Annotated in this window: 13 protein-coding genes and 3 tRNA genes; 11 read left to right on the forward strand and 5 right to left on the reverse strand. The window is 64.1% G+C overall.

What is annotated here, in order from left to right:
• Positions 1-220: 220 nt before the first annotated feature.
• The 11 genes from accD (at position 221) to AC0ZZU_RS12975 (ending at position 8784) form a co-directional block, all read left to right on the forward strand.
• Positions 221-1129, forward strand: coding sequence for an acetyl-CoA carboxylase, carboxyltransferase subunit beta (gene accD, locus AC0ZZU_RS12925; RefSeq protein ID WP_158458994.1), 909 nt, complete (start codon positions 221-223; stop codon positions 1127-1129).
• Positions 1126-2433 (forward strand): bifunctional tetrahydrofolate synthase/dihydrofolate synthase, encoded by a 1308-nt coding sequence (gene folC, locus AC0ZZU_RS12930; RefSeq protein WP_476341172.1) that lies wholly within the window; start codon positions 1126-1128, stop codon positions 2431-2433. The genes accD and folC overlap by 4 nt, the downstream gene beginning before the upstream one ends.
• A complete protein-coding gene (locus AC0ZZU_RS12935; protein ID WP_476341174.1) occupies positions 2417-3046 on the forward strand; it encodes an SPOR domain-containing protein in 630 nt (209 codons plus the stop codon). Before folC ends, AC0ZZU_RS12935 begins: the two co-directional genes overlap by 17 nt.
• Positions 3047-3137: 91 nt before the next feature.
• Positions 3138-3692 (forward strand): CvpA family protein, encoded by a 555-nt coding sequence (locus tag AC0ZZU_RS12940; RefSeq protein WP_158458997.1) that lies wholly within the window; start codon positions 3138-3140, stop codon positions 3690-3692.
• Positions 3693-3734: 42 nt separating this feature from the next.
• On the forward strand, positions 3735-5240 hold the full coding sequence (gene purF / locus AC0ZZU_RS12945; RefSeq protein WP_476341175.1) for an amidophosphoribosyltransferase: 1506 nt from the start codon (positions 3735-3737) through the stop codon (positions 5238-5240).
• Between the two features lie 16 nt (positions 5241-5256).
• Positions 5257-6468, forward strand: a complete 1212-nt coding sequence (locus AC0ZZU_RS12950) for an O-succinylhomoserine sulfhydrylase (RefSeq protein ID WP_476341176.1) — start codon at positions 5257-5259, stop codon at positions 6466-6468.
• Entirely contained in the window at positions 6468-7238 is a 771-nt protein-coding gene (locus tag AC0ZZU_RS12955) for an SDR family oxidoreductase (RefSeq protein WP_476341448.1), read from the forward strand. Before AC0ZZU_RS12950 ends, AC0ZZU_RS12955 begins: the two co-directional genes overlap by 1 nt.
• Before the next feature lie 128 nt (positions 7239-7366).
• Positions 7367-7442: transfer RNA gene (locus tag AC0ZZU_RS12960), tRNA-Val, on the forward strand.
• Positions 7443-7521: 79 nt separating this feature from the next.
• Positions 7522-7598, forward strand: a tRNA-Asp gene (locus AC0ZZU_RS12965).
• 114 nt (positions 7599-7712) lie between these two features.
• Positions 7713-7789: transfer RNA gene (locus tag AC0ZZU_RS12970), tRNA-Asp, on the forward strand.
• Positions 7790-7947: 158 nt separating this feature from the next.
• The gene (locus AC0ZZU_RS12975; RefSeq protein WP_476341177.1) at positions 7948-8784 is read left to right on the forward strand and encodes a DUF2242 domain-containing protein; all 837 of its coding nucleotides are present in this window, start codon (positions 7948-7950) and stop codon (positions 8782-8784) included.
• A gap of 211 nt (positions 8785-8995) precedes the next feature.
• On the opposite strand, the gene mrdA is transcribed toward AC0ZZU_RS12975, so the two are convergent.
• The 5 genes from mrdA to AC0ZZU_RS13000 all read right to left on the reverse strand — a co-directional run bounded on the left by mrdA (position 8996) and on the right by AC0ZZU_RS13000 (position 15623).
• Positions 8996-10888: a penicillin-binding protein 2 gene (gene mrdA / locus AC0ZZU_RS12980; RefSeq protein ID WP_476341178.1), complete on the reverse strand. Its 1893-nt coding sequence runs from the start codon at positions 10886-10888 to the stop codon at positions 8996-8998.
• A 208-nt stretch (positions 10889-11096) separates the two neighbouring features.
• Positions 11097-12137: an AraC family transcriptional regulator gene (locus AC0ZZU_RS12985; RefSeq protein WP_476341179.1), complete on the reverse strand. Its 1041-nt coding sequence runs from the start codon at positions 12135-12137 to the stop codon at positions 11097-11099.
• A gap of 4 nt (positions 12138-12141) precedes the next feature.
• Positions 12142-13263 (reverse strand): nitrilase-related carbon-nitrogen hydrolase, encoded by a 1122-nt coding sequence (locus AC0ZZU_RS12990; RefSeq protein WP_476341180.1) that lies wholly within the window; start codon positions 13261-13263, stop codon positions 12142-12144.
• Between the two features lie 61 nt (positions 13264-13324).
• Positions 13325-14317, reverse strand: a complete 993-nt coding sequence (locus AC0ZZU_RS12995) for an NAD(P)-dependent oxidoreductase (protein ID WP_476341182.1) — start codon at positions 14315-14317, stop codon at positions 13325-13327.
• A gap of 13 nt (positions 14318-14330) precedes the next feature.
• Positions 14331-15623: an MFS transporter gene (locus AC0ZZU_RS13000; RefSeq protein ID WP_476341183.1), complete on the reverse strand. Its 1293-nt coding sequence runs from the start codon at positions 15621-15623 to the stop codon at positions 14331-14333.
• Between the last annotated feature and the right edge of the window lie 45 nt (positions 15624-15668).

Here is a 15668-nt window from a genome sequence, read left to right on the forward strand (position 1 = left end):
TCGCAGCGGTTGCTGCCGACCGGGCCAAGGGCCGGTCAAGACAGGGCGGCAGCGTCGAGGCGCTGCCCCACGGTTGAAGGTGGTGCGGTTACCAGGCAGATCCCACGCTACGGGCGCCGGGGCCGGACCATCATCGTTACACAGAAGAATTTGAGCTCAAGGGCAGGGGTGTGGCCGGGAAGCCCGGATCCGCCACTTGCCGTCACTGGAGAAAGAAAGCATGAGCAACTGGTTAGTAGACAAACTGATCCCTTCGATCATGCGTTCCGAGGTCAAGAAGAGCTCGGTGCCCGAGGGGCTGTGGCACAAGTGCCCGGCCTGCGAGGCTGTGCTGTACCGCCCGGAGCTGGAAAAGACCCTCGACGTCTGCCCCAAGTGCAACCACCACATGCGTATCGGCGCACGTGCGCGCATCGACATCTTCCTCGATGCCGAAGGCCGCGCCGAGCTGGGTGCCGACCTGGAACCGGTCGACCGCCTGAAGTTCCGCGACGGCAAGAAGTACAAGGACCGCCTGAGCGGCGCCCAGAAGCAGACCGGCGAGAAAGACGCGCTGATCTCCATGAGCGGCAGCCTGATGGGCATGCCGATCGTGGTCAGTGCCTTCGAGTTCTCCTTCATGGGTGGCTCCATGGGCGCCATCGTCGGCGAGCGCTTCGTGCGTGCCGCCAACTACGCCCTGGAAAATCGCTGCCCGATGATCTGCTTCTCCGCCTCCGGCGGCGCGCGCATGCAGGAAGCGCTGATCTCGCTGATGCAGATGGCCAAGACCTCGGCGGTGCTGGCACGCCTGCGCGAAGAAGGCATTCCGTTCATCTCGGTACTGACCGACCCGGTCTACGGCGGCGTGTCCGCAAGCCTGGCAATGCTCGGTGACGTGATTGTCGGCGAACCCAAGGCGCTGATCGGTTTCGCCGGCCCGCGCGTGATCGAGCAGACCGTGCGCGAGAAACTGCCGGAAGGCTTCCAGCGCAGCGAGTTCCTGCTTGAGCATGGCGCCATCGACCTGATCATCTCGCGCAGCGAATTGCGTCCGCGTCTGGCGCGCCTGCTGGCGCAGATGACTGGCCAGCCAACGCCGGTCGAGGCTCAAGAGCCGGTCACGGAGGCGGCAGTCGTCGCATCATGAACCCACGTTCCCTGGGCGACTGGCTCGCCTATCTCGAGCAGTTGCACCCTTCGGCCATCGACATGGGCCTGGAGCGTTCACGGCAGGTGGCCGAGCGGCTCGGGCTGGGCAAGCTCGCGCCCCGGGTGGTGACCGTCACGGGAACCAACGGCAAGGGCTCGACTTGCGCGTTCATCGCCAGCCTGCTGCAAGCCCAGGGTCTCAAGGTCGGCGTCTACAGCTCGCCGCATCTGCTGCACTACAACGAACGGGTGCGCATCGACGGCAGCGATGCCAGCGATGAGCGCCTGTGCGAGGCCTTCGCCGCCGTCGAGGCAGTGCGTGGGGATATTTCCCTGACCTATTTCGAGATGGGCACTCTCGCGGCCTTCTGGCTGTTCAAGCACTCCGCACTCGACGCGGTGGTGCTCGAAGTCGGCCTGGGTGGCCGCCTGGACACGGTCAACCTGATCGACGCCGACCTGTCGCTGGTCACCAGCATCGGTGTCGATCATGCCGATTACCTCGGGGATACCCGGGAGTCGGTGGCGTACGAAAAGGCGGGGATCTTCCGTCAGGGCAAACCCGCCCTGTGCGGCGACCTGGATCCGCCTCGGCCCTTGCTCGACAAGGTGCGCGAGCTGGCCTGCCCGTTCTTCCTGCGTGGCCGGGATTTCGACCTCGCCAGCAGTACGGAGCACTGGCATTGGCGTGGAGCCGCTGCCGATGGCGCGGTTGTCGAGCTCGATCAGCTGCCACTGCTCGATCTGCCGATGGAAAACGCCGCGCTGGCGCTACAGGCCTACCTGTTGATGGGGTTGCCGTGGGATGCGGGACAGATTCGCCAGGCGCTGGTCGATACCCGCATCACTGGGCGGCTGGATCGTCGTGCCCTGAGCTGGCAGGGCAAGCCGCTGGAACTGCTGATGGATGTGGGGCACAACCCGCATGCCTCGGAATACCTGGCGGCGCGGCTGGCCTCGCGGCCGCGTCCCGGGCGTCGCCTGGCGGTCTTCGGACTGCTTGCCGACAAGGACCTGGGCGGCGTGATCGGGCCATTGCAAGGGCTTGTGGACAGCTGGGCGGTTGCGCCGCTGGAAACCCCTCGCACGCGTCCGGCGGCAGAACTTGAGTCTGCCCTGACGAACCTCGGCGCAGCGGTGAAGTCCTATGCAAGTGTCGATGCTGCTCTTGAAGGGCAGTGCGCGCAGGCAGCGGCAGGCGATCAGATCCTGCTGTTCGGTTCGTTTTTCTGCGTCGGCCAGGCGTTACAGTGGCTGGAACGGCAGGCCGGGGAGGGTGGAATAGATGGCAGTGCTGGATAAAGGGGTCAAGCAGCGCATGATCGGTGCGCTGGTGCTGGTGGCGCTGGCAGTGATCTTCCTGCCGATGCTGTTCACCCGTGAGGATGAGACGCGCCAGGTCCAGGTGGAAGCGCCACAGGCGCCGGGCATGCCAAGCCCGCCACAGGTTCAGGTTGAGCCCGTGCCTGTGCCCGAGCCTCAGGCATTGCCTGAGGAAGCGCCGGTGGTTGTGGATGAGTCCACGGCCCCGGTCGCGCCGCCGAGCACGCCGATTGCCCCGTCGCCTTCGGCAGCGCCCGCTCCCCAGGCGTCCGCCGCTCCAGCACCAAAGGTCGAGAAACCTGCCGCACCTGCTGCCAAGCCTTCTCCAGCGAACAAGGTCGACGGTAATGGCCTCCCGGTCAGTTGGTCTATCCAGTTGGCCAGCCTGTCCAACCGTGCCGGTGCCGACAATCTGCAAAAAACCTTGCGCAGCCAGGGCTACAATGCCTACATCCGTGCGGCGGGAGGAATGAACCGGGTGTTTGTCGGCCCATTGATCGATCGCGCCGAGGCCGAGCGCCTTCGCGACGTGATCAATCGCCAGCAAAAGCTCAAGGGCTTCGTCGTCCGCTTCCAGCCCGAGCGCGGCTGACGCGGTCCAGCGTCCCGGCACCAGGCCGCTCCTACACACGAGCCCCGTGCTCTGGTAAAATGCGCCGCCTCATATCCTTGCAGGCGGCACCGTGGCATTTACTTGGGTCGATTGGGCGATTATCGCGATCATCGCCGTTTCCGCACTGATCAGTCTCAAGCGCGGTTTCGTCAAGGAAGCCTTGTCGCTGCTTATCTGGATCGTTGCCGGGGCTGTTGCCTGGATGTTCGGCGGTTCGCTGTCGCAGTACCTGGAGTCCTATATCCAGACGCCTTCGGCGCGGGTTATCGCAGGTTGCACCATTCTTTTCGTCGCCACCCTGCTGGTGGGCGCCATGATCAATTTCCTCGTTGGCGAGCTGATCCGCGTGACCGGGCTCTCCGGCACCGATCGATTCCTGGGCATGGCCTTTGGTGCCGCGCGCGGGGCCTTGCTGGTGGTGGTGGGCGTCGGGCTGCTGAGCCTTGGGCCCGTACAACAAGATCCTTGGTGGCAGGAGTCTCGCCTGTTGCCGCAATTTCTTTTGGTCGCGGACTGGTCGAAAAACTTCATCTTGGGGTTCACCAGTCAGTGGTTGTCCAGTGGGATCAGCGTACCTGTTGATCTCCCGTTCAAGGAACAGCTGCCAGGGCTCAAGACGCCCTGAGCGCGTTTCATTCAAGATTCATCAAAGTAGGGGTTGCGTCGCATGTGTGGCATCGTCGGTATCGTCGGTAAGTCGAACGTCAATCAGGCGCTGTATGACGCGCTAACCGTCCTCCAGCACCGCGGCCAGGACGCTGCCGGTATTGTGACCAGCCATGATGGCCGGTTATTCCTGCGCAAGGACAACGGGCTGGTGCGTGATGTGTTCCAGCAGCGGCATATGCAGCGCCTGGTCGGCAGCATGGGCATCGGTCACGTACGCTACCCGACTGCGGGCAGCTCGACCTCCGCCGAGGCCCAGCCGTTCTACGTCAACTCGCCGTATGGCATCACCCTCGCGCACAACGGCAACCTGACCAACGTCGAACAGTTGGCCAAGGAGATCTACGAGTCCGACCTGCGTCACGTCAATACCAACTCTGACTCCGAGGTGCTGCTCAACGTCTTCGCCCATGAGCTGGCGGTGCGTGGCAAGCTGCAGCCGACCGAGGAAGATGTCTTCGCCGCGGTCACCGACGTGCACAACCGCTGCGTCGGCGGCTATGCCGTGGTGGCGATGATCACCGGCTACGGTATCGTCGGCTTCCGCGACCCGCACGGCATCCGTCCGATCGTCTTCGGCCAGCGTCACACCGATGAAGGTGTCGAGTACATGATCGCCTCCGAGAGTGTCTCCCTGGACGTACTGGGCTTCACCCTGATTCGCGACCTCGCGCCAGGCGAAGCGGTGTACATCACCGAGGAAGGCCAGCTGCACACCCGTCAGTGCGCCAAGGCCCCGAACCTCAGCCCATGCATCTTCGAGCACGTCTACCTGGCCCGCCCCGATTCGATCATCGACGGTGTATCGGTGTACAAGGCGCGCCTGCGCATGGGCGAGAAGCTGGCCGAGAAGATCCAGCGCGAGCGTCCCGAGCATGACATCGACGTGGTCATCCCGATCCCGGACACCAGCCGCACCGCCGCGCTGGAGCTGGCCAACCACCTTGGCGTGAAGTTCCGCGAAGGCTTCGTGAAAAACCGCTACATCGGCCGTACCTTCATCATGCCCGGCCAGGCCGCGCGCAAGAAGTCGGTACGCCAGAAGCTCAACGCCATCGAGCTGGAGTTCCGCGGCAAGAACGTCATGCTGGTGGACGATTCCATCGTACGCGGCACCACATGCAAGCAGATCATCCAGATGGCCCGTGAAGCCGGCGCCAAGAACGTCTACTTCTGCTCGGCCGCGCCGGCAGTGCGCTACCCCAACGTCTACGGCATCGACATGCCGAGCGCCCACGAGCTGATCGCCCACAACCGCACCACCGAACAGGTCGCCGAGCTGATCGGCGCCGACTGGCTGATCTACCAGGACCTGCCGGACCTGATCGAAGCGGTCGGCGGTGGCAAGATCAAGATCGAGCATTTCGATTGCGCGGTATTTGACGGCCAGTACGTCACCGGCGACATCGACGAGGCCTACCTGGACCGCATCGAGCAGTCGCGCAACGACGTCGCGAAGGTAAAGAACCAGGCGGTCAGCGCGATCATCGACCTGTACAACAACTGATTTGGGGAGCAACGGCATGACTGATCAATGGGATGCCGGGCGACTGGACAGTGACCTCGAGGGTGTCGGCTTCGACACCCTGGCGGTGCGCGCCGGTCAGCACCGCACACCGGAGGCCGAGCACAGCGATGCGCTGTTCTTCACCTCCAGCTACGTGTTCCGCACCGCCGCGGACGCTGCCGCGCGCTTTGCCGGCGAAACGCCGGGCAACGTCTACTCGCGCTATACCAACCCTACCGTGCGTGCGTTCGAAGAGCGCCTGGCGGCACTGGAAGGCGCCGAGCAGGCAGTGGGCACCTCCACCGGCATGGCAGCGATCCTGGCCACGGTAATGGCACTGTGCAGCGCTGGCGACCATGTGCTTGTATCGCAAAGCGTGTTTGGTTCGACCATCAGTCTGTTCGAGAAGTACTTCAAGCGCTTTGGTGTCGAAGTCGACTACGTGCCACTCGCCGACCTGGCGGGTTGGGAGCAGGGGATCAAGGCCAACACCAAGCTGCTGTTCGTCGAGTCGCCGTCCAATCCTCTGGCCGAGCTGGTCGATATCGCTGCGCTTGCCGAGATCGCCCACGCCCGTGGCGCCATGCTGGTGGTGGACAATTGCTTCAGCACCCCTGCGTTGCAGCAGCCGCTGAAGCTGGGTGCCGACATCGTCGTGCACTCGGCGACCAAGTTCATCGACGGCCAGGGCCGTTGCATGGGCGGGGCGGTGGCCGGACGCAGCGAGCAGATGAAAGAAGTCGTCGGCTTCCTGCGCACCGCCGGGCCTACCCTGAGCCCCTTCAACGCCTGGGTGTTCCTCAAGGGCCTGGAGACGCTCAAGCTGCGCATGCGCGCCCACTGCGAAAGCGCCCAGGCACTGGCTGAGTGGCTGGAGCAGCAGGACGGGATCGAGAAGGTCCATTTCGCCGGCTTGCAGAGTCACCCCCAGCACGAACTGGCCAAGCGCCAGATGAGTGGCTTCGGTGCGGTGGTGAGTTTCGAGGTCAAGGGTGGCAAGGAAGGAGCATGGCGCTTCATCGACGCCACGCGGCTGATTTCCATCACCGCCAACCTGGGCGACAGCAAGACCACCATCACCCATCCGGGCACTACCTCCCACGGGCGCCTGTCGCCACAGGAGCGTGAAGCCGCAGGCATTCGCGACAGTCTGATTCGCGTCGCCGTGGGCCTGGAAGACGTGGCCGACCTCCAGGCCGACCTCGCACGCGGGTTGGCTGCGCTGTGATGGACTGGCCAGGCAGTGAGCCTAGCCATAACGGCCGGGTTGCCCTGGTGACCGGCGCTGCGCGCGGTATTGGCCTGGGTATCGCGGCCTGGCTGATCAGCGAAGGCTGGCAAGTGGTCTTGACCGACCTGGACCGTGCGCGCGGTACCAAGGTCGCCAAGGCGCTGGGCGACAACGCCTGGTTTGTCGGCATGGATGTCGCCGAAGAGTCCCAGGTGATCAATGCAGTAGCCCAGGTGCTCGGACAGTTCGGGCGCCTGGACGCATTGGTGTGCAACGCGGCGGTTGCCAACCCGCACAACGGGACGCTGGAAAGCCTCAGCCTTGCGCACTGGAACCGTGTGCTGGCAGTCAACCTGAGCGGCCCCATGCTGCTGGCCAAGCATTGCGCGCCCTACCTGCGCGCGCATTGCGGGGCCATCGTCAACCTGACCTCCACCCGCGCCCGGCAATCCGAACCGGACACCGAGGCCTATGCCGCGAGCAAGGGCGGCCTGCTGGCCCTGACCCATGCGTTGGCTATAAGCCTGGGCCCGGAAATCCGGGTCAATGCTGTCAGCCCCGGCTGGATCGATGCCCGTGATCCGGGTGAGCGGCGTGCCGAGCCGCTGAGCGACGAGGATCACGCCCAGCATCCGGCTGGACGGGTAGGGACCGTAGAGGATGTCGCAGCAATGGTCGCGTGGCTGTTGTCGAGGCAGGCGGGCTTTGTCACTGGCCAGGAGTTCGTGGTCGACGGCGGCATGACCCGCAAGATGATCTACACCTGAGGTTTTGCTCTTTTTGAAAAAAAATTCAATGGGGGTATTGACTTAGGTTCGATAGGTGCGTAAATTTCGCGGCCTCAGAGAAGCAAACGCAACACGGCGACAAGGCAGCAAGCAACGTGTGATGCAGAGGGTGATTAGCTCAGCCGGGAGAGCATCTGCCTTACAAGCAGAGGGTCGGCGGTTCGATCCCGTCATCACCCACCACTTCCTGAGATTGTTCCTGACCTGGGAAACTTCGAAAGAAGCTTTCCGAACGAGAGGAACTGGACGCAAGTCCATATGCGCAGCGGTAGTTCAGTCGGTTAGAATACCGGCCTGTCACGCCGGGGGTCGCGGGTTCGAGTCCCGTCCGCTGCGCCACTTTTTCTCCAGATGGGTGCTTGTCACCGGTCTGAGGTCCGAAGCCTAGGTCTTAACTGACCGAAGTCAAAAGACCAGATCCCAGTTTCAAACAGGTGAAAGCCTGTGCGATACGCAGCGGTAGTTCAGTCGGTTAGAATACCGGCCTGTCACGCCGGGGGTCGCGGGTTCGAGTCCCGTCCGCTGCGCCATCTTCGCCTCGAGGCCCTTGAACTCCTCGAAGCAACAAAAAGAGCGACCTTAGGGTCGCTTTTTTTGTGTCTGTCATTTGCCTGGTCGTGTGACACCGCTTCATCGCCTCGGCGATGTGTTGCACAATAGGTGCCGATTGTTTTTCACGAGATTTGCAATGTCCAAGCCATTCCTCGCCGGTACGCTCGGGCTGGCCCTTGTGCTGGCAGGTGTGTCTGGCTGCTCCTCGAAAAAGGCTGCCATCTACGAGCATGAAAACTTCGATGAGTCGGGCACTTTCTCGCGCAGCTTCTCGGTGAGCGAAGCGGGGTCGTGCGAAGCGGCTCGGCGTGCCTTGCTAAGCCAGGGCTACATCATCACCAGCAGCAATGCGGGACAGGTAAACGGCAACAAGAGCTTCCAGCAGAGCAGCGAAAGCCACCTGCAGATCAGCTTCAACGTCACCTGCGCGCCCGACAGCAGTGACGATCAGCGCTCGATCATGTTTGCCAATGCCTTGCAGGACCGCTATGCGCTGAAGAAATCGAACACCTCCGCCAGCGTGGGGGTGGGTGTACTGGGCTCGCTGTCGATGCCGATCGGCTCCTCCGACGACTCGATGGTCAAGGTGGCCAGCGAGACGGTGACCTCTGCGCAGTTCTACGATCGCTACTTCGCGCTGGTAGAGGGTTTTCTGCCCAGGCAGAAGAAGACGGCGACAGCACCTGCCGCTGATATCGGCGTCCCGGAGCCTGCTGCAGCCGCGCTGGCGCCCGTTGCATCCCAGGCGCCCGTCACCACTCCCATCGAGCCTGTAGCATCGCCAGCGGTGCCAGCTGCATCCCTAGTCCCCGAAGCGCCAGCGGCACCTGTGGTGGATGATAGCCAAGGCTCGCAACCCGTGGCGCCTCCAGCCGAAGCGGAACCGCTCCAGGTGCAGCCGGATGTGCCTGCGGCCGTGCCCGCTCCCACGGACGACGCTGGGACACACACGGCAACACCCACGCCAGGATAATTTCCAAACCTGCTGCTACGTTTATTTCACAACGCTGTTGTCATCATCGGGTCACACCAGCGCTTTAGCGTGGTCACATGATCCAACGACTGAAATGAACGAATGAGGAAGCAGGCCGATGGACGACTACCAGGAAGAACTTCTCGAATACCAAGCCTACGAGCTCGACACCCCGGAGCCGGCTGACGACGCCACCGAGCTCTGATCCGGCCTAGGCGTGCGGCACCGCGGACGTGTCGGTGCTGCCCGCATACCGCGTCTTCAGGTGCCCCTGCTCATCCAGCAGGTACGCATCCATCACCTCCCGCACCACAGGCCCGGCCACGCGGCCTCCCGCTTCACCGTTCTCGATCATCACCGCTACCACGATGCTGGGGTGATCGGCTGGGGCAAAGCCAACGAACAGCGCGTTGTCACGATGCCGTTCAAGGGTCTTCTCGCGGTTGTAGCGCTCGCCTTGCTTGATCGCCACCATCTGCGCGGTACCACTCTTGCCGGCGATGCGGTATTGCGCCCCGGCTGCGGCGGCGCGGGCAATGCCCCTGGGTGCGTGCATGACCATCTGCATGCCTTCGTTCACCTGGTCCCAGGCGCGGCTGTCATGCAGGACGATATTGGGCATGGGGTTGTCATCCACCGGCGGTGTGTCGCCAACGGTCATCGCCAGGTGCGGGCGGTGCCATACGCCCTTGCTGGCCAGCAGGCTGGTAGCCTGGGCGAGCTGCAGCGGCGTCACCTGCATGTAGCCCTGGCCGATACCTAGAATCAGGGTTTCGCCCGGGTACCAGGCCTGGCGGCGATTGGCCCGTTTCCAGGCCGGCGAAGGCATCAGCCCGGCGGATTCCTCGAACATGTCCAGCGAGACCTTCTGGCCGAGGCCAAACTCGCTCAGGTAGTCGTGGAGGCGATCGATGCCCAGCTTGTGCGCCAGATCATAGAAGTAGGTGTCGTTGGAGCGCATGATCGCGCTGTACATGTCCACCCAACCGTCGCCGTTTCGGTTCCAGTTGCGATACTTGTGGTCGTAGTTGGGCAGCTCGTAGTAGCCAGGGTCGAAGACCCGGCTGCCCGGCGTGATCACGCCGCTGTCCAGGCCGGCGATGGCCACTTCGGGCTTGACGGTCGAACCCGGTGCATAGAGCCCGCGCAGCACGCGGTTGAACAGCGGGCGGTCGATGGACTCGCGCAACTCGGCGTACTGCTTGAAGCTGATGCCCTTGACGAACAGGTTGGGGTCGAAGCTTGGGTTGCTGACCATCGCCAGTACTTCGCCGCTCGCCGGATCCAGCGCGACCACCGAGCCCCGGCGATCGCCCAGGGCTTTTTCAGCTGCCAGCTGCAGGTTGGAGTCCAGGCTCAGGACGATATCCTGCCCAGGGATCGGGTCCTGATGCCGGAGCACCCGCATGACGCGGCCCTGCGCATTGGTCTCGACTTCCTCGTAGCCCACGTGGCCGTGCAACTGTGCCTCGTAGAAGTGCTCTACGCCGGTCTTGCCGATGGACTGGGTACCTCGGTATTCGGTGGAATCGAGCGTCTTGGCTTCTTTTTCGTTGATGCGCCCGACATAGCCCACCGAATGGGCAAAGTGAGCGCCCATGGGGTATTCACGGATGAATTGCGCTTCGACGTCCAGTCCCGGCAGGCGGAACTGGTTGACCGCGATCAAGGCGATCTGCTCTTCGGTCAGGCCGAACATCAGGGTCACAGGCTCGAACGGCTTGCGGCCACGGCGCAGGTCCTTGTCGAAGCCTGCGCGTTCTTCGTCGCCGAGGCCCAGCACCTGCACCAGGAGGTCCAGCACCTGGGCCGTGCCGCCGGTGCGTTCGCGGGTCAGGGTCAGGTTGAAGCTCGGTTTGTTGTCGGCCAGGACCACGCCATTGCGGTCGTAGATCAGGCCGCGGCCTGGGGCGATGGGCAGCACGTGAACCCGGTTGTTTTCGGAAACCGCCGAGTGATAGTCGTGCTGCACCACCTGCAGCACGTACAGCCGGCACACCAGGATCGCCACCACCACCAGCACGAAGAGGGCGCAGGCGACCAGCCGGCGATTCACCATGTGTGTTTCCTTGGCGTGGTCTTTCAGGGGGATCGGTTGCGGCATGGGCTGACTCTTGCGGAAAACGGCTTCGCCAGGCCGCCATTGGGGGCAGGACGAAGAAGAGGGGGCGTGCGGGCGATGCGCGATCCTACGCAAGCGATCCCCGCGCCTCAAGGCTGCAGCGGTCGGCGGTACGCCAGGCAGGCCCCGGGCCCCTTGATGGCAGCGCTATTGAGCCCAGTGTGAAGATTTGTTCATGTTGGCCGGTGGGTCAGCCTGCCAGGCGTTGCTGGCGACGAAACTCACCGGGGGTCATCTGCGTCCAGCGCTTGAAGGCGCGCTGAAAGGCTTCCGCCGAGGCGAACCCAAGCAGATAGGCGATTTCGCCGAACGCCAGCCCGGTGTCCCGTATATACGTCTCGGCGAGGTCGCGGCGGGTGTCATTGAGCAGGTTGCGAAACCCGGTGCCTTCCTCGGCCAACTTGCGCCGCAGCGTCCAGGCAGGCAATTGCAGATGATGGGCGACTTCATCCAGGTCAGGCTCGCGTCCGCCGTTGAGCAGCGGGCCGAGCAGGTGAGTGATACGTTCGCCAAGGCTGCGGATGCGGGTGCGCTGGGCCAGCTCCGCCTCGCACAGTTGCAGCAGGTGCTGCCACGTGCTCGGGCAATGCTGCGGGTTGCGCAGGGCGAGACTGGCACGGCTCAGGCGCAGTTGGTTGGAGGAGGCGGCAAAGTGTACCGGCGTGCTGCAGAGCGCCTGGTACTGCGCGGCGTACGCGGGAGGGTCGAACTCGATCTCGATGCGCTCGGCCTGCAGCGGCTGGCCCGCCAGGCTCGACAGCTGCGCCAGCCATCCGGCCAGCAGGGAATCGACCACGAAGCGGTTGTAGGTGTTGTATGGGCTGATGGAATAGAAGCGCAGCCAGGCCCCTTGGCGGTCTTCGATAAAGCTCGACTGGCCCCGGTAGTTGGCGGCGTATAGCGGCTCGAAGCGCAGCAGCGTACGCGCGGCATCGCCAACCGTCGGTGCCTGCGCTGCGGTCACGCCGGCAAGCCCCGCCTGCGCCAGACGGCTGAAGTGGCCCATGTGCAGCCCCAGCGCGGGCTTACCGGTCAGTTCGATGGCGGCGTGTCCCAGGTGCATGTAGCGCGGGATCGACAGCCGCGCACCCGGCTCGGCCAGGCGCGTGGCGTCCAGCCCATAGCGCAGCAGCAGCGGCTCGGGATCGTGGCCATGGCGGCGCAAGGCCTCACCCAGAGGCTGGACGAATCCTACCGACAGCTCGCCCAGACGCACCCGTGGCCTTGGCATAGCGTTACAACCAGAGGTTGAGCAGGCGCGCGCCATGACTGGCGCTGCCGGCAAGATGCTCGCCGGCACGGTTGGCGAAGCCTTGCCCGTCGCCGCCCAGCTCCCAGAACTGCCCACGCAGGAACACGCTCATGCTGGTGGCGTAGTGGCCGCTCGCGGCGAGGGTCAGCCGCTGCCAGGCAGTACGCTCGCTGGCCTGGCCCTGGCGCAACGCCAGCCTGGCGGCGAGCGGTTGATGCCGGTTGCCGCGCCAGGGCATCTCCCAGCTGTCCTTGCCACTGAGAAACACCGGGTTGGCGATCAATTGCGCCGACTGCGCAGCCAGGGTGCGGTAGTTTTCAGGGTACCAGCTGTCGCTCCCGACCAGCACGCCCAGGCGCCCGGCTGGAGTCTGCACGGTCTGCAGGGGTTGTTCGTGTCCGCCCTGGATGTACCTGCGCACTTCGCTGTCCGGATACTGTTGGCGCTGGGGCTGCCCGAGCGGGGCGCCGTCGCGGCCGAACACCAGGCTGCTGTTGAACAGCGGGCCCGCGCCGGTGCGCAGCACGCCCGCTTCGACGTAGGGGGCGGGCAACACGATGGACCCGGCTACCAGGGTCACGCCAAACTCCTTCGCCAGGCCGCCGAACAGCCGTTGGTAGTCGGCGGCCATCTGCGCAGCCTTCATGCGCAGGTGCGCATCGGCGCGCCGATCATCCCCCGTGGCCGCGAGCATGGCCAGCCCGTAGCGCAGTGGATTGCTCAACTCGAGCCATTGCCAGGCCTCACGGCGGTGTGTGACCTGATACAGCTCGTTCTTTTCGCCGCGCGCCCACAGCCAGGTGCCGATATGTTCGGGGAGGATGACCACGGTGCGGGCGTTGACCAGGCCCTGGTCGCGGGCCTGCTCGAGGTAGGCCGAGAGCTTGCGGTGCAGGCGCTCGAGGTTCTGGTAGTCACTGGGAAACAGCTGCGGCTCGATGCCCAGCAGGTTGCCCCGTTCGCCGGGCTCGCCGTCATTGAGTGCCAGTTCGATCCGCAGGTCGGAAAGGTAGTGGCCCTCGGGGCGCTCTTGGGTCCAGAGGCCATAGCCACAGAGAACGGCGATGGCCACCAGCGCGAAAGCGCCTGAAAGAAGTTTACGCATGACAGGATCTTACCGCCCACAGGTGAATCCCGCCGCTTTTATCACCAAAAACCGAAAGGGGTCAATCTTGCCTCCCTCTCGACACCCAGGCCTGCGGATTGACCAGGTTGGACGGCCGCTTGCCTTCCAGTGCCTCGATCAGGTTGTCGACCGCGCAGCGGGCCATGGCTTCGCGGGTCTCCACGGTGGCCGAGCCGATATGTGGCGTAGCCACCACGTTATCCAGCCGCAGCAACGCTGAATCGGGCGACAGCGGCTCCTTTTCGAAGACATCCAGGCCTGCGGCGTGCAACTGGCCGTTTTGCAGGGCGGCGGTCAGCGCCGCCTCATCGACCACTTTCCCCCGCGCAATATTGATGAAGATGGCGCTTGGCTTCATCAGCGTGAACTCGCGTGCGCCGATCATGCGCTCGGTCGCCGCCGTCAGCGGCAGCGTCATGCAGACGAAGTCCGACTGTTCCAGCAACTGCGCAAGACTGACGTGACGGGCGTTGAAGCGGGCATCGACCTCGGGCTTTGGACTGCGGCTGTGGTAGACCACCGGCATGCCGAAGCCGAAATGCCCGCGCTGCGCCAGTGCCTCGCCAATCCTGCCCATGCCGATGATACCCAGCGTCTTGCCATGTACATCGGTGCCAAACTGCGCGGGGCCGATATTGCGCGTCCACTGGCCTGCGCGCACCACGTTGGCCAGTTCGACCACCCGCCGGGCCGTGGCGAGGATCAGCGCGAAGCCGGTGTCGGCGGTGGTCTCGGTCAGCACATCGGGGGTGTTGCTTAGCAGGATCGCGCGGCTGTTCAGGTACTCGAGGTCGTAATTGTCGATGCCCACCGACACGCTGGCCACCGCTTCCAGCCGGGGTGCCAGGTCCAGCAGCCCGGCATCCAGCTTGAGGCTGGCGCCGAGCAGGCCGTGGGCCTGGGGCAGGGCGTCGCGCAGGCGCGCCAGGCCGTCGCTGCCCAGTTGCGTGATCTCGGTGATGTCGGCGTGCTCGCTCAGGCGTTCTCGCAGCTCTGGGGATAGGCTCTTGTACAGGACAACGTGCTTTTTCATACAGAATCTCGCTTCAAGGGTGAGCCGGTTGCGGGCGGGCTAGCGGTGCTTTGCGCCGGTCGGTGTCGCCTGGAGTCAGGCACAGGGTGAGCACGGCGGACACCAGCAGGGACCCGCTCATCAGCAGGAAGGACGCATCCGGTGTGCCCGTGGCGCTGTTCAGGTAGCCGACCAGGTAGGAGCCGATGAACGAGCCCAGTGCGCCCATGCTGTTGATCATTGCCATGGCGCCGCCCGCGACGTTGGCCGGCAGGATCTCGGGGATGATCGCGAAGAAGGGGCCGTACGGGGCGTACATGCAGCCTCCTGCCAGCACCAGCAGGGCATAGGACAACCAGAAGTGCTCGCCGCCCAGCGCATAGGAGCCATAGAAGGCCAGTGAACCCAGGAGCAGCGCGGGCCAGACGAAGCGCTTGCGCCGCTGTATGCGGTCCGAGCCCCAGGACACTGCGAGCATCGCCAGCACGGCCGCAAGGTAGGGCAGCGCCGACAGCCAGCCGGCCTCGACCATGTTCATCTGCAGGCCTTGCTTGAGGATCGAGGGCAGCCACAGCACGAACCCATAGACGCCGATGCTCCAGCAGAAGAACTGCGCCGAAAGGATCAGCACCTTGCCCGAGCGGAAGGCGTCGGCGTAGTTTTTCACCGGCTTGATGCCGACCTGCTCGGCGTCCAGCGCCTCTTGCAAGTCCTGTTTTTCCTGTGTGCTGAGCCACTTGGCATCGGCTGGACGATCGTCGGCCAGGCGCCACCAGATAAACGCCCAGAGCACGGCGGGCAGCCCTTCGACGATGAACATCCAGCGCCAGCTGTAGTGCTCGACCAAGTAGCCTGACACCACCGACATCCACAGCATGGTCACGGGGTTGCCGAGGATCAGGAAGGTGTTGGCGCGTGAGCGTTCGGCACGGGTGAACCAGTGGCAGAGGTACACCAGCATCGCTGGCATCACTGCCGCCTCGACCACCCCGAGCATGAAGCGGATAGCGATCAGCCAGTAAGCATTGGAAACGACTCCGGTCAACGTGGCCAGGCTGCCCCAGAGGATCAGGCTGACGAAGATCAGCTTCTTCACGCTCTGGCGTTGGGCATAGATCGCACCTGGCACCTGGAAAAAGAAGTAGCCGAGGAAGAACAGCGCACCAAGCAGCGACGAAAGGCCCGGGGTAATGGCAAGGTCGGCGGCCATGCCGGAGGCCGCGGCGAAGCCATAGTTGGCCCGGTCCAGATACGCCAGGCTATAGGTGATGAAGACGATAGGCATGATGTACCACCAGCGGCGGGTGGCGAGTTTGACTGTTTGCATGGTCTTGCTCCTGGCATCTTGTTGTTGTCGCGACAGGTAACATCA

Source organism: Pseudomonas sp. JE3303 (genome assembly GCF_056312565.1).